Here is a 26,899-nt window from a genome sequence, read left to right on the forward strand (position 1 = left end):
TGGGCGATGGTGACAGGTTATCAGGTGAAAAGGATTGTCCGACATGCGCTTACGAATGCGTGCTTTTGTCTCTGCGCTGGCCCTGGCAACGGGCATTGCAACTGCATCGGTTTCCGTACCGGCCTTTGCCGATCCAGCACCGGATGTCGGCAATTGGCAATCGGTTCTTGATCAGGCACGCGGGCAGACGGTTTACTGGCATGCCTGGGGCGGGGAGCCGCGCATTAACGATTATATCGCCTGGGCCGGTGATCAGGTTTTTGAACGTTATGGCGTCAAGGTCGTTCAGGTCAAACTGACTGATACCGCCGATGCGGTCACCAAGGTACTGTCAGAAAAGACCGCCGGGGTTAATGACGGCGGGGCGGTTGATATGATCTGGATTAATGGCGAAAACTTTGCCGCGATGAAACGCAATGAATTGCTGTTTGGTCCGTGGGTCGAAGACACGCCCAACTTTGACTATGTCGATGTCAAAGGCAAGCCGACCGTGGTGAATGACTTTACCGTTCCGACCGACGGGCTTGAAGCACCGTGGGGCATGGCGCAGGTCAGTTTCTATTACGACACGGCCAAACTTGATAGCGTGCCGAAATCAGCACAAGGTTTGCTGGAATGGCTTGTGAAAAATCCGGGGCGTTTCACCTATCCGCAGCCGCCAAACTATATGGGATCGACTTTCCTGAAGCAGATCCTGACCGAACTGGTCAAAGACCCCAAGGTATTGCAACAACCCGCAGATGAAGTCGATGCCAAGGCCGTTCTTGAACCGCTTTGGGGATATCTTGAAGATTTGCAGCCGCTTTTGTGGCGCAATGGACAGGCCTATCCGCAGAACGGGGCGGCGATGCGGACCCTGCTTGGTGATAACGAGGTTGATATCGCATTTTCATTCAGCTCGGGCGAAGTTTCATCGGCGATCGAGGCGTTCGAGCTTCCTGATACTGTGCGTTCCTATGTGTTTGACAATGGCACGCTGGGCAATACCAACTTTGTTGCCATTCCCTATAATGCGTCGGCCAAGGCCGGGGCGGTTGTTCTGGGTGATTTCCTGATGTCACCAGAAGCACAGTTGCGCAAACAGGACCCGCAATATTGGGGAGCTGATACGGTTTTGGCGATGGATAAACTGCCCGCTGACATGCAGGAAGCCTTTGCCAATCTTGATCTTGGCATTGCGTCCCTGGCACCGGCTGAACGTGGAACGGTTCTGCCCGAACCCCATCCAAGCTGGATGGAGCTGGTCGAAACCGAATGGCAGAAACATTACGGCGTGGTGCAATAATCGCGCATGTTGCGATTTGTCCCCATCATTACGATTGCCTTTATGATCGGCCCCGTATCTGCCGGGCTGATTGGCACTTTGCTGCCTGCCTTTGGCATTTTACCGGCCCTTGGCGGGATTGAACCCGGACTTGATCCGTGGATTGCCTTGTTTGACCAACCCGGACTTTGGCAGTCGGTGCGCCTGTCGCTGGTCAATGGTCTTGTTGCCAGTTTTATCTCGGTTGCGATTGTCATGCTGTTTTGTGCTGCATGGCAGGGGACGGCTGTGTTTCGGGCCATGCAGCGGATATTATCGCCGATCCTGTCCGTGCCCCATGCAACGGCGGCATTCGGTCTGGCCTTTTTGATTGCGCCATCGGGCTGGATTGCCCGGCTGGTTGCGCAATTTGCCGGTTGGGAACGCCCGCCCGATATCGCAATCATTCATGATCCATGGGGTTTGGCGATGATTGCCGGACTGGTTGCCAAGGAAATCCCGTTTCTGTTTTTGATGACACTGGCGGCCCTGCCACAGGCAGACACCGAACGAACTGCCCAAATAACTGCAACATTGGGCTATGGCCGGATTGCAGGTTGGTTCAAGGCTACATTGCCCCGCATTTACCCCCAAATCCGGTTGCCGGTTTTGGCCGTACTTGCCTATTCCACCTCGGTTGTTGATGTGGCGATCATTCTGGGACCGACGACGCCCGCGCCGCTTGCGGTTCGGATATTGGGCTGGTTATCCGATCCTGATCTTGGTTTGCGCTTTATGGCGTCCAGTGCCGCGATCCTTCAATTGCTTGTTGTCGTTGGGGCGATTGCGATCTGGATCGCGGGCGAGCGGATTGTGGCTGTGCTTGGATATGGTTGGGCGCAAAACGGTTGGCGGTTTGCCCGCGATGGCGGGCTTCGGTCCGGTTCAGCCATTTTGGCGGGGCTTGCCGCCGGTGCGGTGATCCTTGGGCTAGTCATCCTTTTGGTCTGGAGCATTGCGGGTTTTTGGGGTTTTCCCGATATTCTGCCACGCGGTTTCAGCTTGCGCCTTTGGATGCGTGAATATGATGCGATTGGTCGTCATCTTGGCGCGACGCTTTTAATTGCCATCCCGACTGTTATGATCGCGATTGCGCTTGTCCTGGGATGTCTCGAACAGGAAACACGCAGCACGCATAAGCCCGGTCGCGGGGCGATGTGGCTTGTTTATTTGCCGCTTCTGGTGCCGCAGATCAGCTTCATGTTCGGGTTGCAGGTGTTCTTTACCCTGATCGGGTTGGAAAGAACCCTGATATCGGTGGTGGTGGCGCATCTGGTGTTTGTGTTGCCCTATGTGTTCTTGTCGCTTTCTGATCCGTTTCGCGCCCTTGATCCGCGCTATGGGCAGACGGCATTGTGTCATGGTGCGTCGCCTGCGCGTGTGTTCTGGCAGGTGCGCCTGCCACTTTTGACCCGTGCGGTTATGACCGCGACGGCGGTCGGGCTGGCGGTGACAGTCGGGCAATATCTGCCAACACTTTTGATCGGTGCCGGACGCTTTGCCACCGTCACGACCGAGGCCGTGGCACTGGCATCGGGCGGAGACCGGCGGATGATCGGGATTTATGGATTGTTGCAGATGGTTTTGCCATTTGCCGGATTTGCCTGTGCGTTGCTGATACCGGCAATCCTGTTCCGCCATCGGCGGGGCATGGATGCACAGAACAGGGGATAGGCGATGGCCGACGGATTAAAAACAGGTCTTGCACTTCGCGATGTGCATATCGGTCTTGCCGGTCGGGAACTGGTTGCGGTTGATCTTGTGATTGCGCCGGGCGAAATCGTCACCCTGATGGGGCCAAGCGGTTCGGGTAAATCAAGCTTGCTGGGGCATATCTGTGGCACCTTGCCCGCGCAGTTTGATGTGTCAGGGCAGGTCATTCTGGATGGTCGGATACTTGATGGATGCCCGCCACAGGACCGGCATGTCGGTATTTTGTTTCAGGATGACTTGTTGTTCCCGCATCTTTCGGTTGGCGGCAATCTTGCCTTTGCCTTGCCCGCATCGATCAAGGGCAAAGACAGCCGGCGGGCACGGGTCGAGGAAGCCCTGAAAAGTGCGGACATGGACGGATTTGCCGATCGAGACCCGGCAACATTATCGGGCGGGCAACGTGCACGTGTGGCCCTGATGCGGGTATTGTTGTCCGAGCCCTGTGCGCTTTTGCTTGATGAACCGTTTTCAAAACTTGATAGCGCATTGCGCGATCAGATCAGGGCCTTTGTTTTTGATCTGTGCCGCAAGAATGGCTTGCCGACCCTGATGGTGACCCATGATCCCGAAGACGGGGCAGCGGCAGGTGGACGCGTGATCAATCTTGCATAGAACCCTGTGATTTATGTCATGGCACAGGGGATCAAATTTGCTGGTATTGCCGGGGGTTTGGTCGTAATAGCAACTCACCGCAAAAGAATTGTCTTGGGCCCGAGACGTTAAATCACAAGGCCCGTGCGGCATGGAGAATGTGGTGATGTTCCCTGAAGAAATGTATGCTGTTGTCCCGAATGCGCTCGATACTGAAACCTGTGATCGTCTGATCGAAGGGTTCGCCCACGAGATGGATGAAGGCGGTCTGGTCCAGGGGCAAACCGCAACCCATATCCGCCGTTCGAAAATCACCTGGTTCAATGAAACACAGGAACCGGTCGTGTCCCGCCGGATCATTGATCTGGTGGCCGATGTGAACCGCAATGTGTTTGATTTCGGCCTGACCGACTTTGCCGAGGACGCCCAGATTGCCTGCTATGCAGGGGACTTGCGCGGTCATTATGACTGGCACAGCGATGTTGGTGCATCCGAAGTCGCACGTCGTCGCAAACTGACCATGGTGATCCAGCTTTCTGAACCTGATCAGTATGAAGGCGGGCAATTGCAATTAAACCCGGCGGGGCATTTCATTGATGCGCCGATGGAACGCGGATCTGCGATCTTCTTTCCTAGCTTTGTTCTGCACCGGGTTGCCCCGACCACCGCGGGCCTTCGTTATTCCCTGACCCAGTGGGTGCATGGAAATCCGTTCCGCTGATCAGGAATAAGGCGTCTTGAAGGGGATGGGCCTAGTAGCGTTCCAGACGATCAAGCAGGCGCGGGTTGCCCCATTTTGGCTGACGGTCTTCAAGGGCGGTTTCGTGATGGAAGACCTGATCATTATCCGCAGTCTGTTTGTCAAGCCGCAAGCTGATCCAGCGCGGGACCAGTTCGTTATTGAAATCATCCATCAAAAGAACGGCAGCGGCTTCGAAGCTGTCAAAGGCGATGCTTGATACCTCGGCGTAATATTCTGCCAAACTGTCAGTTTTAAGGATCAGCCGGTCAGGCACATAGCGCAATGTCATGCGCGCCGGAAAGACGTTTTCAGCACCGGTCAGATTGCTTTGCAACGTCACAACATAGTCCACCTGCGGACCGGGATTGGCTTCGGTCAGGATCAGGTTTCGGCGTTGATAGATTTCCAGCATGACGTTGAACCGTTCTTATGTTTCCAGATCAATCAGGATACGCCTGTGTCCAGATCAGGAAAAGCATTCATTTGCCTTTCCCAAGGTGACGAAATTAACAATTTGTCCTTGTGTATCAGCAAGCTGCCCCCACGTTTAAGGCATTGGAACGGTCGCAAGGGGGCGGCATGAACGTGCAGAGGCGCATCTTGGCTGCTGTGGTCGCGATCGGGATTTGCATTGTCTTGATCGCAGGCAAACAGGCGCATGCAGAAGTTTTTCGCCTGGCGATCCTGCATGGTGATGTCGAAGTTTTTGATTATGAAATCGGGGTCGTTAAGCTGGCACTGGAATATGCCGATGGCGATCATCAGCTTGAACTGGTTCTGTTACCGCGCACACCGCAGGAACGCCTGTTGCGATTGATGGAAGACGGGACCGAAATCAATGTGTTCTTCACCGGGCACAGTCCCGCCCGCGAACAGCATTTTCTTCAGGTCGATTTCCCGATGACCCGTGGTTTGCTGGGCAACCGGATTTTCATCACGCGCCCTGATATGCTTTCCGCCCTTCAGCGGGTTGAAACATTGGATGACCTGAAACAGTTCAGTGTTGGTTCGGGTACTGATTGGCCTGATACGACCGTGTTTCGCGAAAACGGCTTTAACGTCGTATCAAGCACCTATGCCAATCTTTGGAAGATGCTTGAAAATGAACGGTTTGATATTTTTAACCGTGGCATTCACGAAGCATTTGTCGAAATCGAACAGCAGCGTGACCAAGGCCGCGATCTGGTGATCGATCATTCGGTTCAGGTGATCTATCCGTTTGATTATTTTCTGTATGTCAATCGGACCGACACGCGCCGCCATGCGATCCTGACCCAAGGATTGCAGCGGGCCCATGCAAGTGGCGCGTTTGACAGCTATTTCAACAAGCACCCGATGATCAAACGTGTACTTGAGGACAGCAAGATGTCGGAACGCAAACATTTCATGATTGATAATCCCGGCATGTCCGAACGATTGCGCAATCTTCCATCGGATTATTGGCGGGTGTTCTAGGCAGATATTGCGGGATTACGCTTCGATGCCATGATGGGAATTTGGTCCGCCGCTGTCGGCAGATGGCGCGATATGGACAAAGCGCGAACCATCCTGAAACAGGATATGGCCGCTATAGCCGGAAATTTGCAATGCCTCGCGGAAGATGCCACGAATGTCGTCGCGGTTATGTGATTGAAGTGGATTTTCCGTGCGAATGATCAGATCAAACTTGCTGTCTTCGCCTTTGACCAGTCCGTCCAGTTGGGTATGGCCCACTTCGCTAAAGGACAGATCAAGCAAGAAACGCGTGCCCTGATCGTCCTTTTTCTCGGCATCTTCGTCCCGGTCCCCGTGACGCCAGCCCAATTGCACCTGTTCAATCTTGCCACCCATATTGAACGGCATCGCCATCACGCGCCAGCCATCCGGGCGTTCGTCAGCAGCCATGGCGCGCAACTGGCCAAAGTCACCTTCAAGTCGTTTCAGCCCGCCACCATCTGCTTCGGAAAGGGATGACAGGCTGTTGGCGGCACGATCCCCGATCAAGCCCCGTAAGCCGCCTTTGGTACCGGTCATGGCCGCAAAGAAGAACATCATGGTGGTGGTCATCTTCGGACCGGGTTGGGGCAGGTTGTTCAAAAGCGTCATGGCCGCACCGGGGTCGTGCTGTTGCAATGCGTGAACCGCCTTTTGCAAACTGTCCCAATCATGGGTCAGGGCGGCATTCTGGCCGCGCAGGATCAAATCTGCCTCGGTCATGGGCATGGATGTCGCAACACGCCCGCTGCCCGTGGCATCGACGCTAAAGGATAAGGTGGCACCTGTTGGGGCCGGAACCGGCAATTTGATACCGACAACGCCCGCAGAAGTGCGAAGTGCGGTAAAGCCCTGCGGTAACATGCGCGCTTCGGCGCTATCTGTTGGCAAGACCGTGCCCGTCAGCAGCAGGGTCGTTCCCGGCAAGGCAGCCTGGCCACCGGGTAGTGGCGCGCCAGTCCCGGCCAGCACCCCGCCAGTCGCCCCGGCGGTGGTGGCGTTCAGAACATTCGCCGCCTGTTGACCCGTAACCGTGCCTTGGCCCAGAAAGATCACCTGTGTCTGGCTTCCTGCCGGTAACTGGGTGCCATTTGGCATATTAAGGATGGTGGTCGTCACCGCGTTAAATGTCTGACCCGGTGTAAGTGTAGTCGTACCGATATTCCCGGCGGCAAGGTTGCCAGAAGCCCCCGAAGAGCCGGGCATCAATGTTTGGGGAAGGAGTTGCAACCGCAAACCATCCGCTGCATTGCCAGAACCGGCATTTGATGTGGGGAGCCGTGCCCAAAGCAAATCGCCCAGATTACCGGGCAGTGGTGTGGGAACCTTGACGGTTACCTGCCCAAGGGCGGTGGCAAGGGTCAGTTGATTGCCGGACTGGGATTGTACGGACGCCTGCAACAGTGTTTCGACCGGCAACTTCGCCAGTGCGGCGGCAACCTGTGCGGATGTCGAGGAGGTAACAGTTGCTGTGACCTGTGCGGGAACAGAGCCCTGTTGTCCGGCAGTGCCGCCCGCCGAGGCCTGACTACCGACCGGGGTGCCCGATGATATGGCCTGTGGCGGAAGGGTCATGACAGATTACTCCGTCAAAAGGATTTGGGCGATGGCCTCGATATCCTGGGCGGCATCGCAATTCGGATGGCGGGTCAAAAGCGGGGTCTGGTTGCGGATGCATTCAGATACACGCGCATCGGCCCGGATCACACCAAGCAGCGGCGGCGAAATTTTGAGGAAGCCCTCGCACGCTTTCAGAAGCTTGTTATAGATCGCCTGACCTTCCTTTTTGTCCTTTGCCATATTGATCACAACCCGGATGTCGGTTTTGGGACGCGCCATATGGGTGATCTTGATAAAGGCATAGGCATCGGTCAGCGACGTCGGATCGCCATTGGTGATGACAATCACGGTATTGGCAAGGCCGGTCATCTGACGCACGCCCTGATCCACGCCCGCACCAAGGTCGATCAGGACCTTGTCATAGGATTTCCCGGTTTGCAGAAGTTCATCTGAAAGCGCCTGCAAACGGCTTGCCGGAAGGTTGGCAAGGCTTCCCGAACCACTGCGACCAGCAATGATATCAAAATCACCATCCGGGAAATGGGTAATGGCGTCTTTCAGGCTGATACGGCCGGAAATCACGCCGCCCAGATCATGCTTGGGCATCAGGCCAAGCTGGATATCGATGTTTGCAAGACCAAGATCGCCATCAAACAGCAGCGCCTTGTGCCCTTCGAGTACCATCGCATGGGTCAGGGTAATGGAAAACCAGGTCTTGCCCACGCCGCCTTTACCAGATGCGACAGCAAGAACATTGCGGCCTCTGGTACGCGGGGCAGTTTTGGATGCGGCATCAGACTTGGTAGTCATTTCACGACCTCGGAGAAGCTCGGTTTCGCGGTTTTGGCGCGATTGGACGGTATCAGAAGTTTTGCCAGGGCAAGGGGACTTAGGGCAGTGAGCCCGTCCGCAACCTGGGCAGTCATACTGACATTGCAAAGGGAAAGATTTCCTGAATCTGCACCGTATAGCGCACCGCCAAGGCGGGCAGCAACATCAAGACGCGAAATCATCACGCGTGTTGCACCACCATCGGCAAAGGCATTGGCGATATCAGCAGATTCATCAGCATCAATTCCCGCCGGGTTCACCAGGATCGGTTCACTCGGGATAGCTTTCATGAATTCACAAAGCGTGCCAATCTCGGTTTCCAGATACGGATTGCAGCTTGCGGTATCAATCAGGATCACATCGGCATCGCGAATATCGGCAAATCTGGATTTCAGTTCGTCCGGTGATTTCGCCTGAAGCAGATCGACCTTGAGAATACGGGTGAACGCTTCGAGCTGCGCAATCCCGCCTGCACGTTTGTAATCGGTTGAAAGAACAGCAACTTTGCGTTTCTTCATCACCGCACGCGCCGCCGTCTTGGCAACAGCAAGGGTTTTGCCAGAACCCGGTGGACCAACAAAGGCCAGCGCACGGGGCGTATTCTTTTCCGGAAGCGGCGAGAAATCGAAAATTTCATCAAGTGCACCGGCCAGCAATTGCTGGGCAGAAGCCGCCGCTGTTTCGCGTGCCATGATATCACACAGGCGGATACGCAACCGTTCCGGCAAATTGTGCCGCGTTAAGGCTTCTTCGGCGGTATCAAGCTGTTCTTGCAGGGCCGGGGCCGGGGACAGGTCTTCTTCGAAATCCGGGTCGCGATCAAGGGCCGCAGTCAGGCGAACGCCGCTGCCCGGGATGTCCTGTGTGGACACGATGATGGCATCGGATCCCATATGCTCTTTAACGAGCGCCATGGCCTCGGTCATGGTGGGGGCGGTAAAGGTCTTAAGACGCATTTATCTCCTCCTCCATCATCAGATTTGCCCCAGGGTTTTAAGTTGTGCCTTGGGGTGAATTTCGTTCTGCGACATCACTACCGTACTTGGGCGGAACCGTTCAACGATTGAACGCACATAGGGACGGATACCCGGACTGGTCAAAAGAACCGGTGATTCACCCATCATGCCAAGGCGCTCAAAGGTGGTACGCACCTTGTTGATGAATTCCTGAAGCTGGCTTGGCGGGATCGACAGCTGTTTTTCCTCGCCAGAACCCACAAGGCTTTCGGCAAAGATCTGTTCCCATTGGGGTGACATGGTCACCAGCGGAATGACGCCATCCTGATTGGTATTCACATCCGACAACTGACGGGCAAGGCGTGAACGCACATGTTCGGTCATGAAGGTTGGATTGCGCGTAAAGGCAGTGGATTCTGCAACACCTTCGAGAATGGTCGGCAGATCGCGGATCGATACGCGCTCGGTCAACAGGTTCTGAAGGACGCGCTGAACACCGCCAACCGATACCTGACCCGGAACGATGTCTTCGACCAGTTTCTTCTGATCGTCATCAAGTTCATCAAGCAGCTTTTGCGTTTCTGCATAAGACAGCAATTCGGGCATGTGATCCTTGATCACTTCGGTAATGTGGGTCGTGATCACGGTTTGCGGATCAACCACGGTATACCCGCGGAACATCGCTTCTTCCTTCATGCCCTGTTCAATCCACATGGCGGGAAGGTTAAAGGTCGGCTCCATGGTTTTTTCGCCCGACAGGGTGATTTCCTCGCCGCGCGGATCCATGACCAGCAACATGTTGGGGCGCAGATCACCACGGCCTGCCTCGATCTCCTTGACGCGCAACACATAGGTATTGGCCGGAAGCTGCATATTGTCCTGAATACGGACTGAGGGCATGACAAAGCCCATATCACCGGCAAGCTGACGGCGAAGGGCCTTGATCTGATCGGTCAGTTTCTGGCCGCGTTCAGTGCTGATCAGCGACAACAGGCCATAGCCAAGTTCAAGCCGGACATAATCCATGCGCAGTGCATTGGCGATGGGTTCTTCCGGGGGCGGTGCAGAGGCGTCGGCTGCGGCCTGGCTTTCCTTGCGCTGTTCTTCGACGACGGCGGCCTTTTGGCGTTTGCCCATGTAATAGGCCAGATAGCCAAGGCCAATCGCCAGACCAAGGAACCAGATCATCGGGATGCCGGGCAGAAGCGACATGCCTGCCATCAGGGCGGCGGCAACGCCAAGGGCGGCTGGATAATTACTGACCTGGCCGAAAACGGCCTTTTCGGTCGCGCCATCAAGACCACCCTTGGTCACCAGAAGGCCCGCAGCCGTTGATACGATCAGGGCCGGAATCTGGGACACCAGACCGTCACCAACGGTCAGGATGGTATAGGTTTCAGTTGCCTGACCAAGTGACAAGCCCATCTGGGCCGTGCCGATGATGATCCCGCCAACCACGTTGATGAAGGTAATCAGGATACCGGCAACCGCATCACCACGAACGAATTTGGATGCACCATCCATGGACCCGAAGAACGAACTTTCGTCTTCAAGTTCCTTACGGCGGGCTTTTGCCTGTTCCTCGTTGATCAGGCCCGATGACAGGTCGGCGTCAATCGCCATCTGCTTACCGGGCATCGCATCAAGGGTAAAGCGTGCTGCGACCTCGGCGATACGGCCCGAACCCTTGGTGATAACGACAAAGTTGATGATGACAAGGATGGCAAAAACGATGATCCCGATTACGAAGTTGCCGGAAATCAGGAAGCTGCCAAAGGCCTGAATAACGGCACCGGCGGCATGTGTTCCTTCATGACCGTGCCCCAGAATCAATCGCGTTGTCGCAATGTTCAGCGCCAGACGCAGGGATGTCGCGACCAGAAGGATCGTCGGGAACGAGTTGAATTCCAATGGCTTTTGGATAAACAGCGACGTCATCAGGATCAGCACAGAAAAGCTGATCGACAATGCCAGCATGAAATCAAGCAACCATGACGGCATCGGGAACATCATGACCACAAGGATCATGATAAAGCCAAGCGCCATGGCGATGTCGCCGCGCTTCATGGCCGAAGCAACACGCGACTGCAATGCGCCGAAGTTCAGCCCGCCGGACGCACCGCCACCCTGGCCGTCAGAGCCGCCAGATCCAGTCGGTGTGATATTCTGACCTTCGGCCATGGTGTTTGCTTGTTATCCTGTTGTTTGCTTTGTGTCGTTTGCGCTTTTGTCGGTTCCCTATGATATGGGGCGCATGCGACAGGATGTCATGTTCAGTCCTGGCCGTCACCCGGTGCCGGTACGGCCAGACCTTCGTCGGTATATTGGCGCAATTTGTTGCGCAATGTCCGGATCGAAATCCCCAGAATGTTGGCCGCATGGGTACGGTTGCCAAAGCAATGTTTCAGCGTGTCGATGATCAGATCGCGCTCGACGTCGGCAACGGTCCGTCCGACAAGGGCGGCGGTGATTGATCCGTCATTGCCACCGGTTCCTGTGCCGTGCTGATCGGTATTCCCGCTGTCGGCTTCGGCATAGTTCTGTTCAACCGGTGCCTGCGGCGCAGGTGGCGTTGGCGCAGGTGCGCTGGACTGATAGGCCGATGATGCCGCGCCATAGGCCGCATTTGCATTGGCATAGGCCGAACTTGCCCGTGCCGAAGCGGATGAAACCGGCGCAGAGGGCGCAGGCGCAGGTGAATGCGGTGCCGGGCTTGCCGGTGCGCGGGCCGGTTCGCTGCTGCCTGTACCTGAAAGCATGATGGCTTCGGGGCCGATTTCGCCCGGACCGGCAATCAGAACGGCACGATGCATGGTGTTTTCAAGTTCACGCACATTGCCGCGCCAGTGATGCGACAACAGGCGCTGGATGGCTAGCGGACTGATCGGGCGGATCGGAACATCATTGGCGTCGGAGTATTTTTTGACGAAGAACTCGGCCAGCACCGGGATATCGTCCGGACGTTCGCGCAATGACGGAATATCAAGATTGACGACATTCAGGCGGAAATACAAATCTTCGCGGAAATTGCCGGCATTGACTTCGGCCTCAAGATTGCGGTTCGAGGTCGCCAAAATTCGGACATCCACCTTGACCGGGGTTTTGCCGCCCAGACGGTCAATTTCCTTTTCCTGAATGGCGCGCAGAAGCTTGGCCTGAAGGCGCACATCCATTTCGCTGATTTCATCAAGCAAAAGGGTTCCGCCATTGGCTTCTTCAAACTTGCCGATCCGGCGGGCTTGTGCACCGGTAAAGGCACCTTTTTCATGACCGAACAGTTCGGATTCCAGAAGGTTATCGGGGATGGCGGCACAGTTCACCGCGACAAACGGTTTGTCAGAACGGTTCGATTTGCGGTGGACATAGCGCGAAATGATTTCCTTGCCCGTGCCGCTTTCGCCCGTGATCAGGATCGATGCGGAACTGTTGGCGACCTGTGCGGCAAGGCGCAGGGTTTCTGCCATGCGGGTATCGCGATGGATCAGGGCGTGGCTTTCTTCAGTAACGGCTTCGAAAATAGCGGCAATCAGATCGGCTTCGGGGGGAAGGGGGATGAATTCCTGGGCACCAGCCTTGATTGCATTGACCGCACCATTGACGTCATTGCCAATGCCACAAGCCACGACCGGCACGAGGATGCGTTCTTTGACCATGGCATCAATCAGGGCTGCGACATCAAGGGCGATGTCAGCCATGACCAGATCAATACGATTGCCGGCACGCAGGATGTTAAGCGCAGTGGTTACGCTTTCGGCCAACTGGACCGAAGCGCCGCGCGCCATAGCGATCTTGCTGGCTGCGCCTATTTGTCCGCCCAGTCCACCAACGATCAGTACCTGCATAGTCTCATCTCTTTCCGATCATTTCGAAGTGGCCCCGATTGCCAGACCAGACTGGCAGGCACCCGGGGCCGGGATATTCACGTATGGGATCAATCGAAATAGCTGACGCGTTTTGCCGGCGGCAGGATCGAGTTGATCAGCATTTCCAGACGACGCGGGTTTTCCTGACGACCGATGGAAACCGCACCAACCATATAGACCGAGTTCAGAAGTTCTTCGTCGCCCGAGTTGCGTTCAAGTTTACCCGCAAGCGGCATGAACACCATGTTGGCCAGAACCGCACCATAGAAGGTGGTCAAAAGCGCAACGGCCATGGACGGACCAATCGACGAAGGATCATCAAGGTTACCAAGCATCTGCACCAGACCGATCAGCGTCCCGATCAGGCCCATTGCCGGGGCAACGTCACCGGCTTTGCGCATGATGTTCGCCCCTTTCTGGTGGCGGCCGATGGTGGCGTTCATGTCTTTGCGCATGATCGCCTCGACTTCTTCGGCAGGGGTGCCGTCAACAACCAGAGACAGGCCTTTCCACAGATATTCTTCGCTTTGCAAACTGTCGAGATGCCCCTGAAGGGACAGCACACCGCCTTTACGGGCGATTTCGGCAAGTTGCAGGATTTGCAATGCGGCATCTGCCGGGTTACGCGACTTATGGAAAATCGTGCGCATCAGGATTTTGCCAGAGCCAAGGAACTCGCCAAGGGCAAAACTGACCGCAGTGATTGCTGCCGTACCGCCGATAACAATCAGAACAGAAGGGATATCGATAAACGCACCGGGCGAACCACCCAGGAAAATTGCGGCAACCACCAGCGCAAAGCCAATGATCAGTCCCCCGACTGTCGCAATGTCAAACGACGTTTTAGTCCCCCCTTCGGCCATAGTCGCATATCCTCTCTTGCGTTAGCTTTTCTCTGATTTGATGATTTCCGTCATGGTCACGCCAAGACGGTCTTCGACAACCACCACTTCGCCACGTGCGACCAGACGGTTGTTCACATAGATATCAATAGCTTCACCAACTTTACGGTCAAGCTCTACGACAGCACCACGACCAAGTTTCAGCAACTGGCTGACCTGCATGGTTGCTTTGCCAAGGACTGCGGAAACCTGAACGGGAATATCGTAGACGGCCTCAAGGTCTTTGGAGGTCTTCATTTGCTCGCCACCGGCTTCGGCAGCAGCAAGAAGTTCGGTGCCTTCGCCCTCTAGCTCGATGTGATCACCGTCGAGTTCCGAGAGTTCAAGATCGTCATCTTCAGCCATTTTCGTCTCCTGCGTCTTTGGTCGGTTGCTTTACAGCAGCCATTTTTTCGGCGTCTGCGGGATTTGCGGGCGATGCAGTGGCGGTATGTGACCCTTGCGGATTTTGTTGCCCCTGTGGTGCCGCTGGTGCGGCTTGTGGTTGCTGTACTGCGCCGGGTGTTTGCCCTGATGACCCCTGGCCGGTCGGTCGCTGCGTCGCACCTGCTTGCGATGGTGCCTGTGCGCCCCCTTGTGTTCCGGTCGGGTTCTGGACTTGGCCCGGTTTTGCCTCGCTTGCTGGTCCTGTTGCCGATTGTGGTCCTGGTGCGGGTGCCTGCGCCTGATCTACCCGATTTTCCAGTGAGTTGTCGGGCCTTGGCATCGCATTATTTGTCGATGTTTGCACATTCTGCGCGTTGGTGCCATTGCCTTCTTTGGATTGTACGCCTGCCGGGTTTGCTGCCTGCGGTCGCGGAGCTTGCAAAGGTGGCGCTACATTTCCCTGACCCGTGTTGGCAGATGGTGTTGCAGCCGGTTGGACTGGTTGCGCAGGTACTTGCTGCGGGTGCCCGGTATTTTGGGGCGCAGGCTGCTGTGCCGGTCGCTGCTGTGGCGCGACAGACGTACCATTTTGCGGGGCGGACGGTGGTGTTTGAGGTGCCGTTTGGGCCGGCGCTTGTGGGGCCGCCGCGCCAATCGGCTTTGCCGGGGGCTGTGCGGGGGCAGGGGTGGCCTGTATTTTGGGATCACCCATATCGCTTTTGGGCAAGTCATGTTCACTGGCATGCAGGGCAAGGGCATTATCAACGATGCCGTTGATTTCGGCCCAGACGCGCGCGCTGTCACGCACCGCGGTGCCATCACCCCACGACACCATGCAATCACCAACCGCAACATCGGGTTCGCCAACCACGACAACCTTGCCCGAGAAACCGCGTGAATCGGCGATGCGCTGCGCGACATCCCCCAGCTGTTTTTCAAGCTCGGGATTAACCTTGATCATGACCTTCGGGGCATCAAACAGATTGGCCAGGCATTGACGGATGATGTCTTCGATCTCGACCAGTTGATATTGCTTTGACCAGGCAGGGGCGAGTTTACGGATCACACCAAGGGCAACGTGAATGGCGTCCTCGTTGATTTTGGCATTGGCGCGCTTCTGCTGTTCGTCGATCTGACCGAGCTTTTCGGCGATCACGGATTCAACGTCGCCGATTGCCTTTTCGACTGAGGCCATAACTTCCTGAAAGCCTTGTTCAAGACCTTGGGCATGACCTTCGGCGTGGCCTTGTGCGTGGGCTTTTTGTTCTGCCTCGGCAACCATCTGGGTTGCCTGTTCTTCAGTGTAGATGGCGGGTGGCGGTGGCGGCGTATCGTCCTGCTTCTTCTTTTTCTTTTTGCCAAGCTCGTAATGATCATCGCTGTCGCCTGCAGACCGGATAACATTGTCTGCATCGTCGAAGCTTAGAGCAAATGTGAACTTTTCAATGGCCATCTAACTGCTGAACCGCCTCAAGCGACAAAAGGAAGGCAGCCAGAAGGCTGCCAGTGAGCCGACGGCTGATCGGAAAATCAGTTTTCCTGATACAGCCAGTTGCGAATGATCGAAAGAGCTTCTTCCGGATGCTTTTCCACGATTTCGCCGATTTTCTTGACCGAAGAAGCCTTAACGCGACCTTCAACCTGCGACAGATTGATCAGTTCCTCGCCGTCATCCATACCCGGTGCCATCGGTACAGGGGCCGGGCCTTCCAGCGCCGGTGTACCATCGGCAGTCATATCATCCGCCAGAAGCTGGCGCTGGGCCATGTCAGCGGCACTTGGCAGAGTTTCGAACGCACGGGTCAGGAGCGGGCGAACAACCAGCAGGATGACCAGGATGGCGACGATGGCAAGAACCAGCATCTCGGCGATGCGGAAGATTTCTGCCTTATCAAGACCAAGGAATGTTTCGATCTCTTCATCGGGGAACAGATCGCCAGCGTCGGCAAACTGCATATTGATGACTTCGACCTGGTCGCTGCGCTGGGGATCATAGCCAATCGCGCTGCGAACAAGGGCCGCTATCTTTTCGAGATCTTCGGGGGAACGTTCCTGATATTGACGTTCACCATTTTCATCCGTGGTATAGGTGCCGTCGACCAGAACCGCAACAGTAACACGGGAAATCTCGCCGATTTCCTTGATCTGCGTGGTGGTCGTTTTGGAAATCTCGTAGTTTACCGTTTCTTCTGATCGGGTTTCCTGACTTTGGGCCCCGGCACCGTTTGCGCCACCCAGATTGGGGTCAGGCAGGTTATTTTGCAGGGTTACAGGATCAGTGCCCTCGGTCTCGGAATTGGTCGAGCTTTCGTCGATCGTCTGACTGGAACGCACAACCCGTTCGTCAGGGTTGAAGCGTTCATCAGCAGTTGTGATCTTGTTGAAGTTCATTTCAACCGCGACTTCGGCGCGGACTTCACCATAGCCGAGTGACCGGGACAGAAGGTCTTCGATGGTGTTGCGCAGGCGGCTTTCGGTGCGGATGCGCATTTCATCGGCGGTCTGGGTCAGGAAGGTCGAAGACTGTTGTTCGCCGTCACCACGTGCAAGCAGCCGGCCGCGTTCATCAATGATCGAAACCTTGCTGGGCTGAAGTTGCGGGACAGCGGCGGACACAAGGTGCTGGATGGCAACAACCTGTTCCGGTTTAAGTTCGCCACCCGCCATTTTAACCGCAATAGAAGCACTGGCTTCCTGTGTTTCGCGCGAGAACATCTGACGTTTCGGCAAAACAAGGTGGACACGGGCCTGCTGAATGGACTGGATGGATGCAATCGTGCGCGCCAGTTCGCCTTCGAGGGCGCGAACATGGTTGATGTTCTGCTCGAAACTGGTGGCACCAAAACCGTCGGAATTGTCAAAAAGCTCGTAACCGACAGACCCACCTGCGGGCAGGCCGCTTTCGGCCATGCTCAGACGCATGCGGTTGACCTGATCGGACGGAACAAGAATTTCGGTGCCGCCATTGAGAAGCTGATACTGGACCTGCTGATCTTCAAGGCGGTTTACGATCTGGCTGGCATCTGCAGGCGACAGATCGCGATACAGCAGTTCCATATTCGGGGCGGATACACGCATGATCAGGAAGGCAAAGAAGACAAGCAGCAACACGCCCACGCCGCTGATAGCCATCAGGCGTGTAGGTCCAAGACTTTTGAGTGTTTGCAACAAGCCGCCCACGTTCGACTGCTCCGAAACCGAATTTAACCACTGTCCCCGATGCAGGTCGGCCCATACAGAAATCGACCAGCATCAACAACGAATAGTTCTCCATGCTGAAGAACAGGTTAACAACCGGCAATTTTTGCCCAGTTAGCTGATTCAAATTCGCCAGTGATTTGAATCATTTGTATCTTTGTTAACCGAAATGGCCTGCATTTAATGTAGTGCGTGATTGTGCCAAAAAGAAGCCCGGCAAAAATGCCGGGCGAGTCCCTGTATATGCAGAACGTGACAGGGCGCGTTAACGCCCTGTCACAGAAATCAATTACCGTTTGATCCGGATCAGCTCGTCGAGCATTTCGTCGGTGGTGGTAATCGTCTTGGTGTTCGCAGAATAGGCACGCTGGGTGACGATCATGTTGGTGAATTCTTCACCGAGATCGACGTTCGACCCTTCGAGTGCCGATGCGACAACGTTACCCGCACCGTTCAGACCCGGTTCACGCAACAGGTAATCACCCGACTCACGTGTCTGGCGATAAACGTTGCCGGTGTGGTTTTCCAGTTCATCAGCTGCTTCGAACGTTGCAATTGCCAGTTTGTAAACCGGACGTTTGACGCCGTTGGCAAACTCGACCTGAAGGAAGCCCTCCTCGGTCAGGGCATAGTTCACCATGGTCCCGGCCTGGGCACCGTTCTGGTTGATGAAGTGGGTGGTGTAGTTGACAAGGTTACCGTTGGCATCTGCACCCGCCGCAAACTGCGTGATACCGTTACTCAGACCAAGAGTACCGAAATCAAGGGTGATCGTGCTGTCTTCGGAACCATTGGTCCACTCAGCCGAGATATCGGCATTCGAAAGGGCACCGGTGGTACCGACGGTCACCCCGCCGATGGTCGCTGCGACACCGTTAAAGGTCTGCAAGTTGCCCGCGCCATCAAAGGTCAAAGTACCCGCCTGGATCAGGCCGTTCGGGTGGTCCGCGGCGTCGAGGTGGCCTGCAGTCGTCTGACCGGTCAATTCAAACGCCCAGCGGTTCTGACCGAGTTTGACCACTTGAAGGTTGACCGTATGGGAAGAACCAAGTGAGTCATAAATCGTGACAGGCATGGTGTTGTCTTCGTCAACGGTACCGGTAGCAAGGTCACCAGCGGTATATGTCGGGGCAAGCGTACCAGGGACGCCGGCAAAGTTGATACCGGTTGCACTGAACGGCGTGCCGGTTAGGTTGGCGATCGTCACGCCCTGGTCAGCAAAGGCACCGGTCAGGGTCAGGGTGTCGTTTGTACCAGTTGTGGTGGTCGTTGCCGTGATGCCGGTGACGGCACTGATGGCAGCAGCCAGATCTTCAAGTGTATCGCCGGTATTGATGGTGATGGTCGTGGTGGTGCCATCATGGGTGATCGTGAACTGGTCGCCGTTGTTAATACCGGCAAGAGTGGTCAGATCGGTGGTGTCGTAATCGATACCAAGTGTCGTCGAGGTCGAGGTCCCGCCTGTAACGGCTGTTTCATCGGCGTTCAGGTTGGCGCCAAACTCGATATTCGTTGTCGATGCCGCAGCCGTCAGGATCGAGTTGATATCAAGAACCTGAAGGTCGGTAACAGCCGAGCTGTTCGACGAGGTGACGTTCCCGTCCGCATCCAGAAGCGTACCTTCACGGTCGGTTGCCCAACCCTGAACGTAGTAACCGGCGGTGTTGCGCAGGTAACCATCGTTATCGGGTTTGAAGTCACCGGCACGGGTAAAGAACAATTCGTCGTTGGTACCCGGGTTTGACGTATCGCGAACGATAAAGAAGCCGTCACCGGAAATTGCGGCAGCCGTGTTTGACGAAGTTGCCTGCAACAAGCCTTGCTTGCTGATCAGAGCGGTCGGGTGAAACAGCACGCCGCCCGGAGTATAGCGGGTGTTGGACGCGGTTTCGGTTACCAGGGTCGAGAAACGACCGACAGTTCCCTTATACCCGACGGTATTGAGGTTGGAGATGTTGTCCGAAATGACGCCCAGGTTCTGCGACTGCGCGTTCAGGCCGGAAACACCGGAAATCATTGCACCAAAAAGGCTCATTTTTCTTCTCCTGCACTTACAGGGTGTTGATCAAATCGGAAGAAAGCCCTCAGGCTGCTTCGTCCTGTTCGTCACTTCCGTTATCATTGCCGCCATCGCCGCTATCGGCTGTGTCTTCGGTTCCATTCGCGCCCAACTTAACGTTGGTAAGGGTCGAGAACGGAACTGCAACATCGCCAATACGCAGATAGATGTCGTCATCATCAATATCGACACTGTCGACGGTTCCGATGATGCCGACAGCAACAGATGCCGGATCACCGTCTTCGTCAGTAAAGGTGTCACCATTTGCGGCCAGCGGCTTGACAACAAGCGTGTAGGCGCCTTCGGCCTGTTCAACGCCACTGTTGTTCTTGCCGTCCCAGGTAAAGGTCTGGAGGCCGGAAACGTCGGTGAGTTCTTCCGAGTAAACCGTTTTGCCGCTTTGATCCTGGATCTGCAGTTGCAAGCGCGGAACTTCCGGCGAAACGTTGTATTTGTATTTGAGCTCGCCACCGTCTTCGAGCCAGTTGGTATCGCCAACCGCTTCGATTTCTGCGCCGACATAAGACAGGGCAGAAAGCTGACGTTGCTGACTTTGCATCGCGATCAGGTTTTCAAGGTTTTTATTGCTCTGAATACCCTGCTCAACCTGGGCGAACTGGCTCAGCTGGTCCGTGAATTTGTCACTTTCCATCGGCGAGGTCGGGTCCTGGTTCTTAAGCTGCGTGGTCAGAAGCGTCAGGAACGTGTCAAAGTTCTGGGCAAGCTGACTGGCGGAGCTGCTGGACGCGGCATTGGTGTCATTTTGTGACAGACCAATGTTGGTCAGGGATGAAATGGCCATGGGATTGTCCCTTTACCTTTCTAAATCCGAATGTCGACAAGGCCGTTGGGATTGATCCCATAGCCAATGCCAACATGTTCGGCGAGTTCGGCTCCGCTCAGGATATCGCCATCACTTGGGCTGGTGCCCTGATTGGCGGTCATCCGAGATTGGCTCTGGCCTTCCTGACCCCGGCCACCTTGATCTCTGTGTTCAAAGGTGAAGCTCTGACTGTCTGCATTCAGGCCGGCATCCCGAAGGGCCTGCTGCAATGCACGGGAATCCTGACGCAACATGTCGAGAGTTTCACGTGTATCTGCCTGAATGACACCCTGGATACGGCCATCATGGCCGATCTCCAATTTTACATCCACGCGCCCCAGATGTTCCGGGCGCAGCTGGACTGAAATTTTATCAACGCCTTCACTGGCGGCGTTTTTGATCGAAACGGCAACCTGCTGCTGAACTTGCTGGCCGGGTGCCTGACGCGCTGTTTGCGCGGTCTGGCCGGCAGTGGTCTGATGCAGGTTGCTGGTTGAGTTCAGCTGACCATTTCCGGCCTGAACCGAGGCATCGGTGCTTCCGGTTGCGCCAACTGCGCTGGTGTTCTGGGCTGTTGTCTGTCCGCCGTTTGCGACGCTGTTTTGTTGAACCGGAACACCTGCTGCTGCGGCTGCCATAGCCTGTTGGGCATTTTGTGCCGGGTTGGTCGCCGTGGTCTGCTGTGTATTCGTTGCAGATGCGGTGTTGCTGGTCGTAGCCGTTGCACCGGTTGCATCTGTTCTGGTTTTGCCATCGCCGGTCATGGACTCAACGATCCGGGCCAGGAACTTGTCCGACGATGTATCATCGGTTGCAGTGCCATCGACACCATTCATGGCCATTTTGGCCGAAGACGCGGCGACCGGCTGTGACAGTGCGGTCGAGCTCATCAGGTCATCGGCTGCGGCGGTCTGTTGGCCATTTTGCATACCGTTGTTCTGCGGAGCATTGATTGCGCTACCCTGTGTCGACTGGGTGGCTGTTGCAATGATTTTGGCCTGGTCTGTCGGCTGTGTTGCGCCCGGAACAACAACGGCTGCTACCGGCTGATTAGGGTCAACAAGGCCCTGTTCGGCCAATGTCTTTTCCTCAGTGCCCTCGGATTGGGCAACAGCCGGTTTACCGTCATCATCAGAAGAAGACGCAGCTTCCTCGCGCGGATTAGAACCATTTTCCGACGGCGTATCGCTTTCGGTGTGCTGCATATCATCAGTGTCACGACCGTTTTCAGCAACGTCACGACGGTCATCCGATTTCGGATCGTCAACTTTGGTATGGTCGTCGCGGTCATCGCGATTGTCGCGCAGTGAACGATCATCATTGCGATCATCGGCGCGCGCATGATCGCTGTTGTCATTGGTTTTGACATTGCGATCGGCCGCCCGGTCAGCACGGCTTTCATTCAAAGTGCTCTGGGCAGATTTTGCCGCGTCATACTTGATCTGGCTGTTGCGCTCAGACCAGTTGTCTGTGATTGATGCCATGATGTCGCCAAAGCCCGAACCCGCACTTTCGCTGGTGTTTGAGCTCGGAACCGAGACAGTTGGCATAACTTTATTTGTAATCGCAGAGCTGTTCATGACCTTGGTCCTTATGGAAACAGTGTCAGAACATTTGCAATCAGCGGGCCAGTTTTACCTGTTAACGATTTGTACAGGATTTCAGGGCGTTAGCGTCCGGCAAATCGCACGTGAAATATTGATCGGTTGGGCGGGGATGGAAATACCGGGCAAAAATGTTCCTGTGCCGTGCGGTCATATCCATAAGAAAAGGTCCCTGACAAACGACAGGGACCTTTTGGGGAAATCAGATGACTGACTTGCGCAGAAAAACTGGCGTTATGCCGAAATAGACAGCCCGGACTTCGCCGGGGCTGGTGCCTCTTCCGAGGAGGAAGCAGATGCTTCGGAGCTTTCGGATGTTTTCGGCGCAGGGCGATCCTGTTGGGCAATCATGATTGCCTGACGCAATTCGCCTTCGCTACGTTCAGCAAGTTCAGCCCAAGAATCACGAAGAGGTTTCAGAACCCTGGCAACTTCATCAGCAGCAGCAGGGTCATTTTTGCGATCAACATCCATCAGGCGGATCATGCAATGCGCATAGATACGTTCAAGATTGGCGGCGATCTCGCCACCCTGTTCCATGTCCAGCGTATTTGACAGATGGGCAATCAATTCCTGCGCACTGCAATTGGCATTGCAGCGGGCCTGAATATCGTTGCGTTCAATCGCGTTCTTTGCCTCTTGCAAGCGGGACAAGGTCTTTTCAAACAGCATGAACACCATCTTGGCGGGTGATGCTGTATTTACCTGTTGGTGCTTGTACGTTTGGGCGGCGTGTTCATTCATGCGACACTCCTTGGTATGCGACGCGTCTATCTAGTGTGCATGTATGGCATGGAAAAGTTAACCACTATCTTTACCAGCTGCCATTAATTCATCCAGAGAGCTCTGAATATTCTTCATACGGGCGAGGGCAGATTCCATCGCAATGAACTGATCCATCAGGACTTCTCGCTGCCGCGACAGACGGTCATCGATCCGTTCAACTTTTTCATCATACGATGTGTTTTGCGTCTCGAGATCCGAGATCGCCTGAGTCAATGTACCGTTTTCGTCGTCCAGAATTGAGTCGAGTTCAAAATAGAACTGCGCGCCAATACCAATAGAAGTTGTAACTGTTGCGGTATCGGCCGCCGTGGCATCGCCGCCGTAAAACAGGCGCAAGCCATCCGCCGTACGAATACTGTTGCCGGAAACAACTGCATTTTTGCCAGTCGTGGTAATGCCATCAACCGTGATGTCATAGGTAACACTGTTGATCGTGCCACCGGATGCATCGATGTTAAACTCATAGGTCGCGGCATTGGTGCTGCTGCTAAAGCCTGTCATCGTGACGTCGGAATTGTCCGACTTGCCACGGAACAGGAACAGTTCCATCACTTCGGTAGGATTATTCAGCAAAGCTTCGTTCAATGCTGTTTCATCAATTTCGATGGTCTTGCTGACCAGGGGATCTTCGTTGGAGCCATAGGCCACAAAGTCCAGACCAATTTCGGCAAGAACCGTATAGTCATCCTTGCCTGCCCGATCACTTACGCCATTGGCAAAAGAGCCTGCGATCTGCTGCAGGGCAGCTTCGATACCCTTGACCGAGGTGTTGCCCAGAAGAACGGCATCTTCAGACGCTTCGCCCGTGACCGGATCAACAAAGGTCTTTTCGTTGATGAAAGTCTGAACCGCATTGTAGGCATCAACGAAGTCAATAATCGCTGTTTTGGCCTGATTAAGATCCTGTTCGATCTCGATGGTAATTTCGGTGCCCGGTTCCGCATCATAAAGACTGATGGTCAAGCCATCGATGAGGTCGGAAAATTCGTTCGAGCCACGGGTGACCGTGATGCCGTCAAGCTTGATGCTGGCATCATTACCCGGATCAATGACTTTGGTTGGATCAATCGTCGTTGCATCGGTCAAAACGCCAAGACTTTGCAGGACAGATCCGGTGTCGTCGCTAAACGACATCTGGTTGTCCACACCTTCTTCGGTCGAGGTGAAGATAAGCGTACTTTCGGTATCGGATACCTTGATCACAGACGCCTGAACCCCGGTGGATTCCTTGACGTTGTTGATCTTGTCTCGAATGTCCTGAAGGGTATCGCCAGCCGAAACAGTGATAGACGAGCTGCCTGAACCACCGGTAATCGTAAAGCTGCCCGTACCAGTGATCCCGGTGACGTCTGCGCTTGCCGCGACTGCCTGGGTCGCACTTGACAGCTTGTGCTTGCTGGCGACGTCAATAATTTCAAACGTGTAGCTGCCAGTCGCGGCGGCGTTGCTTGCCGTCACACCCATCAGGGTTGCGGCGTCGCTGCCCGTCGAGGAGGCAAAAATCTGTTTGGCTTCAAAGATGTTCTTTGAATTGTCGAAACTTGTCGCGCCATAAAGGTTCGCCATCGAATCCTTAAGGGTTCCGACAAGCGTCTGCAGCTCTTTGAGGGCTGCGATCTTGGTATCGTTTGCTTCGATACGTTTTTCGAGATTGTCTGCAGGAATACGACGAGCAGCAATCATCTTGTCGACGGTGTCGACGAAGTCGATGTTGGACGAGCCGCCAGAAAGCTGCACGCGGCCGTTATCGCCTACATAGATGTTATTTAAATTCAAGCTGCTCATTGGTTTAGCTCCTTGGGCGTGCCCGGTCGATTTTGCCTAGAACCGGACGATGGTGTCCGAACATATAAGCAAAAACCGTGCCTGAACGCCCGACAGTCCCTTAAATTTCTTCGTCGACGAAGCTGCCAAGATATTCGCGCATCTGGGAGAAAAGCTGCTGCAATTCCTTGGACGGAATTTCACGCAGAATATCTCCGCTGAGGCGGTCTGTTACCTTCGCAACAACGCGACCTGTATCCTGGTTGAAATTCAGCTCAACGCGTGCAGATCCGTTTGCCACTTCGGGCAAATCAAGACTTGCCAGCGCATCCTGAAGTTTCTGCTGGACCGCAGACGGTTTATCCGCAGTCTTGACTGCGGCGGCGGTACTGGCTGCCGTTGTGTCTATCTTCGGGGCGGGGGCAGAATAACTGCTTGATGGCCCTGATGAACTATAACTGTTTACAACTTCCATTTTCCAAACTCCCAAGCAGTCATCCTGTTGTCACAGGATGGCATGTTGAATTACAGAGGCAACCCAACATGGATCTGCCCAAGTCAAACAGCTTGCCTATTGCAGCAGACGCAGCAAATTCTGCGGCATCTGGTTCGCTTGGGCAAGCATTGCAACACCTGACTGGACCAAAATCTGTTTTGACGTGAATGCCGTCATTTCGGCAGCAACATCAAGGTCAAGCAAGGTAGAGCGTGCCGATTCAGTGTTTTCTTGCGTGGTTGCAAGGTTTTGTCCTGCAAAGTCCAAGCGGTTCTGGGATGTACCGACAGAGGCGCGCGCACGCTGCAGGTCGTCAATCGCGCGGGTCACAACTTCAACAGCCGATTGGGCATTTGCCATCGTGCTGATGGCGTTGCTGCCAAGATCAAGAAGCGAGGTCTGCGAGCCAAGTGCACCTGCGCCCAGAGTATCAGAATCGACGGCATTCAGGGTAATGGCCAGACGGTCATTTGCGGTATTGCCACCGCCAACCTGGAACTCGATCGAGGTCTGCAGGCTTTGGCCATTGTCGTCAGCCATCGAGATAATGTTGCCGGTCGCAGAGTTGATGCCGCTTGTGCCAAACGTAGTGTCGGTGCCAAAGTCGGATGCGCCGGTGTTGTCTGCGCGGATTGCAGCAACCGATGCAGAGAAGTTGGTGTTGACCGAGAAGCTGAGGCCAAGTTCGTCGAAGTTCAGCGTCGCGTTCTCGCCTGCTGCAATCGCTGTCGTGCCACCGGTTGCAAAATCAGTGATATCAATCGATTGGGTGCGGTCAGGTACACTGTCGATGGTGCTGGTAACGGTCATGATAACCTGGTTGCCGGCGCCATAGTTAATGTTGACTTCAAAACTGTTGTCGGTCAAATCCGGGGCGGCAGGTGCGTCGGCATCTGTTGCCCAATAGTTGTTGTCGGTAATGGAAAAATTGTCAAAACCATTGACTGGAACAAGTGCCTGACCCTGCTGACCAGTCGCAAGATCGCCAAAGTTCAGGGCAACATCACCACCATCACCGAGCAACTGGATGCCGTTAAAGTTGGTCGAGGACGCAATACGGTCAATCTCGTCACGCAACTGAACAAATTCGTCGTTCAGGAAGCCGCGTTCGGTATCCGACAGGTTGCCTGAAGAAGACTGAACCGACAGGGTTTTCATGCGGACAAGGATGCTGTCGATGGTTGCCATACCGCCATCAGCGATTTGGAGCATCGAGTTGGCTTGACCAACGTTTACAGAAGCTGTTTTCAGGGATTCGGTTGTCGCGTTAAGGCGGGCACCGATTGCCATAGAAGCCGCGTCATCGCGCGCAGAAACCACACGCGTACCGGACGACAATTTCGAAAGCGAACGGGTCGCCATCGTATCGGAAGCCGACAGGTTACGGTGTGCTACGTTCGCAGCATAGTTAGAAATAATATTCAGAGCCATGACGCATCTCCTACTTGGATTGCTCGGAACAACATCTTGCTGTTCATAATCCGGCACATTGCCGAAATTGCTTTCGTCGTCCTACATGGCAACGAAAACGATATCACAGGTAAGATGAAATATACTTTTAGGATATTTCCATGTCCAGAGAAAAAAAATCTCAAGAATCGGTGTTTGAAAACAAAAGGTTAATGAGAGCAATATTTTTACATGAGTGCGGGTCGTCTGAGCGAAACGGGCCCATTGATCGACTCGTGATCACTTTGTGTCTGTGCATCTGCGCAATGCTTTCTGCGCGACATCACGTCGGTCTTTCGGAATGTTGGGCGATTTTTGGGAGTAAATCACGTCAAGAACGTGTGACCGGAAGCAAAAAAAGGCGACCCGAAGGTCGCCTTTTTGAACGATTTGATCTTACCAGAATTACTGGAGCAGACG

The 26,899-nt window shown here is 54.8% G+C and carries 23 protein-coding genes; 6 read left to right on the plus strand and 17 right to left on the minus strand.

Annotated elements, in window-relative coordinates:
• Nucleotides 1-43: 43 nt before the first annotated feature.
• The 4 genes from TH19_RS15605 (at nucleotide 44) to TH19_RS15620 (ending at nucleotide 4,328) form a co-directional block, all read left to right on the plus strand.
• Nucleotides 44-1,285 carry an ABC transporter substrate-binding protein gene (locus TH19_RS15605; protein ID WP_114103275.1) on the plus strand — a complete coding sequence of 414 codons (1,242 nt, stop codon included), beginning with the start codon at nucleotides 44-46 and terminating at the stop codon, nucleotides 1,283-1,285.
• A 6-nt stretch (nucleotides 1,286-1,291) separates the two neighbouring features.
• Entirely contained in the window at nucleotides 1,292-2,977 is a 1,686-nt protein-coding gene (locus tag TH19_RS15610; RefSeq protein WP_114103276.1) for an ABC transporter permease, read from the plus strand.
• A 3-nt stretch (nucleotides 2,978-2,980) separates the two neighbouring features.
• Nucleotides 2,981-3,628 (plus strand): ATP-binding cassette domain-containing protein, encoded by a 648-nt coding sequence (locus TH19_RS15615; protein WP_114103277.1) that lies wholly within the window; start codon nucleotides 2,981-2,983, stop codon nucleotides 3,626-3,628.
• Between the two features lie 145 nt (nucleotides 3,629-3,773).
• Nucleotides 3,774-4,328 (plus strand): prolyl hydroxylase family protein, encoded by a 555-nt coding sequence (locus tag TH19_RS15620; RefSeq protein WP_114103318.1) that lies wholly within the window; start codon nucleotides 3,774-3,776, stop codon nucleotides 4,326-4,328.
• Between the two features lie 31 nt (nucleotides 4,329-4,359).
• Here the strand turns inward: TH19_RS15620 and TH19_RS15625 are convergent, their stop codons facing one another.
• On the minus strand, nucleotides 4,360-4,761 hold the full coding sequence (locus tag TH19_RS15625; RefSeq protein WP_114103278.1) for a hypothetical protein: 402 nt from the start codon (nucleotides 4,759-4,761) through the stop codon (nucleotides 4,360-4,362).
• A gap of 167 nt (nucleotides 4,762-4,928) precedes the next feature.
• Between TH19_RS15625 and TH19_RS15630 the strand changes: the two genes are divergently transcribed.
• Nucleotides 4,929-5,804 (plus strand): hypothetical protein, encoded by an 876-nt coding sequence (locus TH19_RS15630; protein WP_114103279.1) that lies wholly within the window; start codon nucleotides 4,929-4,931, stop codon nucleotides 5,802-5,804.
• 15 nt (nucleotides 5,805-5,819) lie between these two features.
• Here TH19_RS15630 and TH19_RS15635 read toward each other — a convergent pair whose 3' ends face one another.
• The 16 genes from TH19_RS15635 to TH19_RS15715 all read right to left on the minus strand — a co-directional run bounded on the left by TH19_RS15635 (nucleotide 5,820) and on the right by TH19_RS15715 (nucleotide 26,461).
• Nucleotides 5,820-7,397, minus strand: a complete 1,578-nt coding sequence (locus TH19_RS15635; protein ID WP_114103280.1) for a hypothetical protein — start codon at nucleotides 7,395-7,397, stop codon at nucleotides 5,820-5,822.
• Nucleotides 7,398-7,403: 6 nt separating this feature from the next.
• Nucleotides 7,404-8,192, minus strand: a complete 789-nt coding sequence (locus tag TH19_RS15640; RefSeq protein WP_114103281.1) for a MinD/ParA family protein — start codon at nucleotides 8,190-8,192, stop codon at nucleotides 7,404-7,406.
• The gene (locus tag TH19_RS15645) at nucleotides 8,189-9,169 is read right to left on the minus strand and encodes a flagellar biosynthesis protein FlhF (protein ID WP_114103282.1); all 981 of its coding nucleotides are present in this window, start codon (nucleotides 9,167-9,169) and stop codon (nucleotides 8,189-8,191) included. Before TH19_RS15645 ends, TH19_RS15640 begins: the two co-directional genes overlap by 4 nt.
• A gap of 18 nt (nucleotides 9,170-9,187) precedes the next feature.
• The gene (gene flhA / locus TH19_RS15650; RefSeq protein ID WP_114103283.1) at nucleotides 9,188-11,350 is read right to left on the minus strand and encodes a flagellar biosynthesis protein FlhA; all 2,163 of its coding nucleotides are present in this window, start codon (nucleotides 11,348-11,350) and stop codon (nucleotides 9,188-9,190) included.
• 92 nt (nucleotides 11,351-11,442) lie between these two features.
• Nucleotides 11,443-13,011, minus strand: coding sequence for a sigma-54-dependent transcriptional regulator (locus tag TH19_RS15655; RefSeq protein ID WP_114103284.1), 1,569 nt, complete (start codon nucleotides 13,009-13,011; stop codon nucleotides 11,443-11,445).
• Between the two features lie 89 nt (nucleotides 13,012-13,100).
• The gene (locus tag TH19_RS15660) at nucleotides 13,101-13,895 is read right to left on the minus strand and encodes a motility protein A (RefSeq protein WP_114103285.1); all 795 of its coding nucleotides are present in this window, start codon (nucleotides 13,893-13,895) and stop codon (nucleotides 13,101-13,103) included.
• Between the two features lie 21 nt (nucleotides 13,896-13,916).
• Entirely contained in the window at nucleotides 13,917-14,279 is a 363-nt protein-coding gene (gene fliN, locus TH19_RS15665; RefSeq protein WP_114103286.1) for a flagellar motor switch protein FliN, read from the minus strand.
• Nucleotides 14,272-15,753, minus strand: a complete 1,482-nt coding sequence (locus TH19_RS15670) for a FliH/SctL family protein (protein WP_114103287.1) — start codon at nucleotides 15,751-15,753, stop codon at nucleotides 14,272-14,274. Before TH19_RS15670 ends, fliN begins: the two co-directional genes overlap by 8 nt.
• 77 nt (nucleotides 15,754-15,830) lie before the next feature.
• Entirely contained in the window at nucleotides 15,831-17,432 is a 1,602-nt protein-coding gene (gene fliF, locus TH19_RS15675) for a flagellar basal-body MS-ring/collar protein FliF (RefSeq protein WP_258547985.1), read from the minus strand.
• A gap of 355 nt (nucleotides 17,433-17,787) precedes the next feature.
• On the minus strand, nucleotides 17,788-19,533 hold the full coding sequence (locus TH19_RS15680; protein ID WP_114103289.1) for a flagellar hook protein FlgE: 1,746 nt from the start codon (nucleotides 19,531-19,533) through the stop codon (nucleotides 17,788-17,790).
• Nucleotides 19,534-19,582: 49 nt separating this feature from the next.
• Complete coding sequence (locus TH19_RS15685; protein WP_114103290.1) at nucleotides 19,583-20,359, minus strand: flagellar hook assembly protein FlgD; 777 nt, start codon at nucleotides 20,357-20,359, stop codon at nucleotides 19,583-19,585.
• Between the two features lie 20 nt (nucleotides 20,360-20,379).
• Nucleotides 20,380-21,960: a flagellar hook-length control protein FliK gene (locus tag TH19_RS15690; RefSeq protein ID WP_114103291.1), complete on the minus strand. Its 1,581-nt coding sequence runs from the start codon at nucleotides 21,958-21,960 to the stop codon at nucleotides 20,380-20,382.
• Nucleotides 21,961-22,218: 258 nt separating this feature from the next.
• Complete coding sequence (fliS, locus tag TH19_RS15700; RefSeq protein ID WP_114103293.1) at nucleotides 22,219-22,728, minus strand: flagellar export chaperone FliS; 510 nt, start codon at nucleotides 22,726-22,728, stop codon at nucleotides 22,219-22,221.
• Nucleotides 22,729-22,785: 57 nt separating this feature from the next.
• Nucleotides 22,786-24,555, minus strand: a complete 1,770-nt coding sequence (gene fliD / locus TH19_RS15705) for a flagellar filament capping protein FliD (protein WP_114103294.1) — start codon at nucleotides 24,553-24,555, stop codon at nucleotides 22,786-22,788.
• Between the two features lie 100 nt (nucleotides 24,556-24,655).
• Nucleotides 24,656-25,009 carry a flagellar protein FlaG gene (locus TH19_RS15710; RefSeq protein ID WP_114103295.1) on the minus strand — a complete coding sequence of 118 codons (354 nt, stop codon included), beginning with the start codon at nucleotides 25,007-25,009 and terminating at the stop codon, nucleotides 24,656-24,658.
• Nucleotides 25,010-25,105: 96 nt separating this feature from the next.
• Complete coding sequence (locus TH19_RS15715; protein WP_114103296.1) at nucleotides 25,106-26,461, minus strand: flagellin N-terminal helical domain-containing protein; 1,356 nt, start codon at nucleotides 26,459-26,461, stop codon at nucleotides 25,106-25,108.
• Between the two features lie 140 nt (nucleotides 26,462-26,601).
• Here TH19_RS15715 and TH19_RS22945 point away from each other — a divergent pair.
• Nucleotides 26,602-26,899: hypothetical protein (locus TH19_RS22945; protein ID WP_220151749.1), on the plus strand; the 298-nt coding region annotated here is incomplete at its 3' end.

The organism is Thalassospira profundimaris, from assembly GCF_003326675.1.
In the GTDB taxonomy this organism is placed as follows: Bacteria; Pseudomonadota; Alphaproteobacteria; order Rhodospirillales; family Thalassospiraceae; genus Thalassospira; species Thalassospira aquimaris.

Excerpts from the sequence above, each read along its gene's own strand:
- TH19_RS15605 (WP_114103275.1), top strand. The coding sequence starts at position 44 with ATGCGCTTACGAATGCGTGCTTTTGTCTCTGCGCTGGCCCTGGCAACG.
- TH19_RS15610 (WP_114103276.1), top strand. The coding sequence starts at position 1,292 with ATGTTGCGATTTGTCCCCATCATTACGATTGCCTTTATGATCGGCCCC.
- TH19_RS15615 (WP_114103277.1), top strand. The coding sequence starts at position 2,981 with ATGGCCGACGGATTAAAAACAGGTCTTGCACTTCGCGATGTGCATATC.
- TH19_RS15620 (WP_114103318.1), top strand. The coding sequence starts at position 3,774 with ATGTTCCCTGAAGAAATGTATGCTGTTGTCCCGAATGCGCTCGATACT.
- TH19_RS15625 (WP_114103278.1), bottom strand. The coding sequence starts at position 4,761 with ATGCTGGAAATCTATCAACGCCGAAACCTGATCCTGACCGAAGCCAAT.
- TH19_RS15630 (WP_114103279.1), top strand. The coding sequence starts at position 4,929 with ATGAACGTGCAGAGGCGCATCTTGGCTGCTGTGGTCGCGATCGGGATT.
- TH19_RS15635 (WP_114103280.1), bottom strand. The coding sequence starts at position 7,397 with ATGACCCTTCCGCCACAGGCCATATCATCGGGCACCCCGGTCGGTAGT.
- TH19_RS15640 (WP_114103281.1), bottom strand. The coding sequence starts at position 8,192 with ATGACTACCAAGTCTGATGCCGCATCCAAAACTGCCCCGCGTACCAGA.
- TH19_RS15645 (WP_114103282.1), bottom strand. The coding sequence starts at position 9,169 with ATGCGTCTTAAGACCTTTACCGCCCCCACCATGACCGAGGCCATGGCG.
- flhA (WP_114103283.1), bottom strand. The coding sequence starts at position 11,350 with ATGGCCGAAGGTCAGAATATCACACCGACTGGATCTGGCGGCTCTGAC.
- TH19_RS15655 (WP_114103284.1), bottom strand. The coding sequence starts at position 13,011 with ATGCAGGTACTGATCGTTGGTGGACTGGGCGGACAAATAGGCGCAGCC.
- TH19_RS15660 (WP_114103285.1), bottom strand. The coding sequence starts at position 13,895 with ATGGCCGAAGGGGGGACTAAAACGTCGTTTGACATTGCGACAGTCGGG.
- fliN (WP_114103286.1), bottom strand. The coding sequence starts at position 14,279 with ATGGCTGAAGATGACGATCTTGAACTCTCGGAACTCGACGGTGATCAC.
- TH19_RS15670 (WP_114103287.1), bottom strand. The coding sequence starts at position 15,753 with ATGGCCATTGAAAAGTTCACATTTGCTCTAAGCTTCGACGATGCAGAC.
- fliF (WP_258547985.1), bottom strand. The coding sequence starts at position 17,432 with ATGGCTATCAGCGGCGTGGGCGTGTTGCTGCTTGTCTTCTTTGCCTTC.
- TH19_RS15680 (WP_114103289.1), bottom strand. The coding sequence starts at position 19,533 with ATGAGCCTTTTTGGTGCAATGATTTCCGGTGTTTCCGGCCTGAACGCG.
- TH19_RS15685 (WP_114103290.1), bottom strand. The coding sequence starts at position 20,359 with ATGGCCATTTCATCCCTGACCAACATTGGTCTGTCACAAAATGACACC.
- TH19_RS15690 (WP_114103291.1), bottom strand. The coding sequence starts at position 21,960 with ATGAACAGCTCTGCGATTACAAATAAAGTTATGCCAACTGTCTCGGTT.
- fliS (WP_114103293.1), bottom strand. The coding sequence starts at position 22,728 with ATGAATGAACACGCCGCCCAAACGTACAAGCACCAACAGGTAAATACA.
- fliD (WP_114103294.1), bottom strand. The coding sequence starts at position 24,555 with ATGAGCAGCTTGAATTTAAATAACATCTATGTAGGCGATAACGGCCGC.
- TH19_RS15710 (WP_114103295.1), bottom strand. The coding sequence starts at position 25,009 with ATGGAAGTTGTAAACAGTTATAGTTCATCAGGGCCATCAAGCAGTTAT.
- TH19_RS15715 (WP_114103296.1), bottom strand. The coding sequence starts at position 26,461 with ATGGCTCTGAATATTATTTCTAACTATGCTGCGAACGTAGCACACCGT.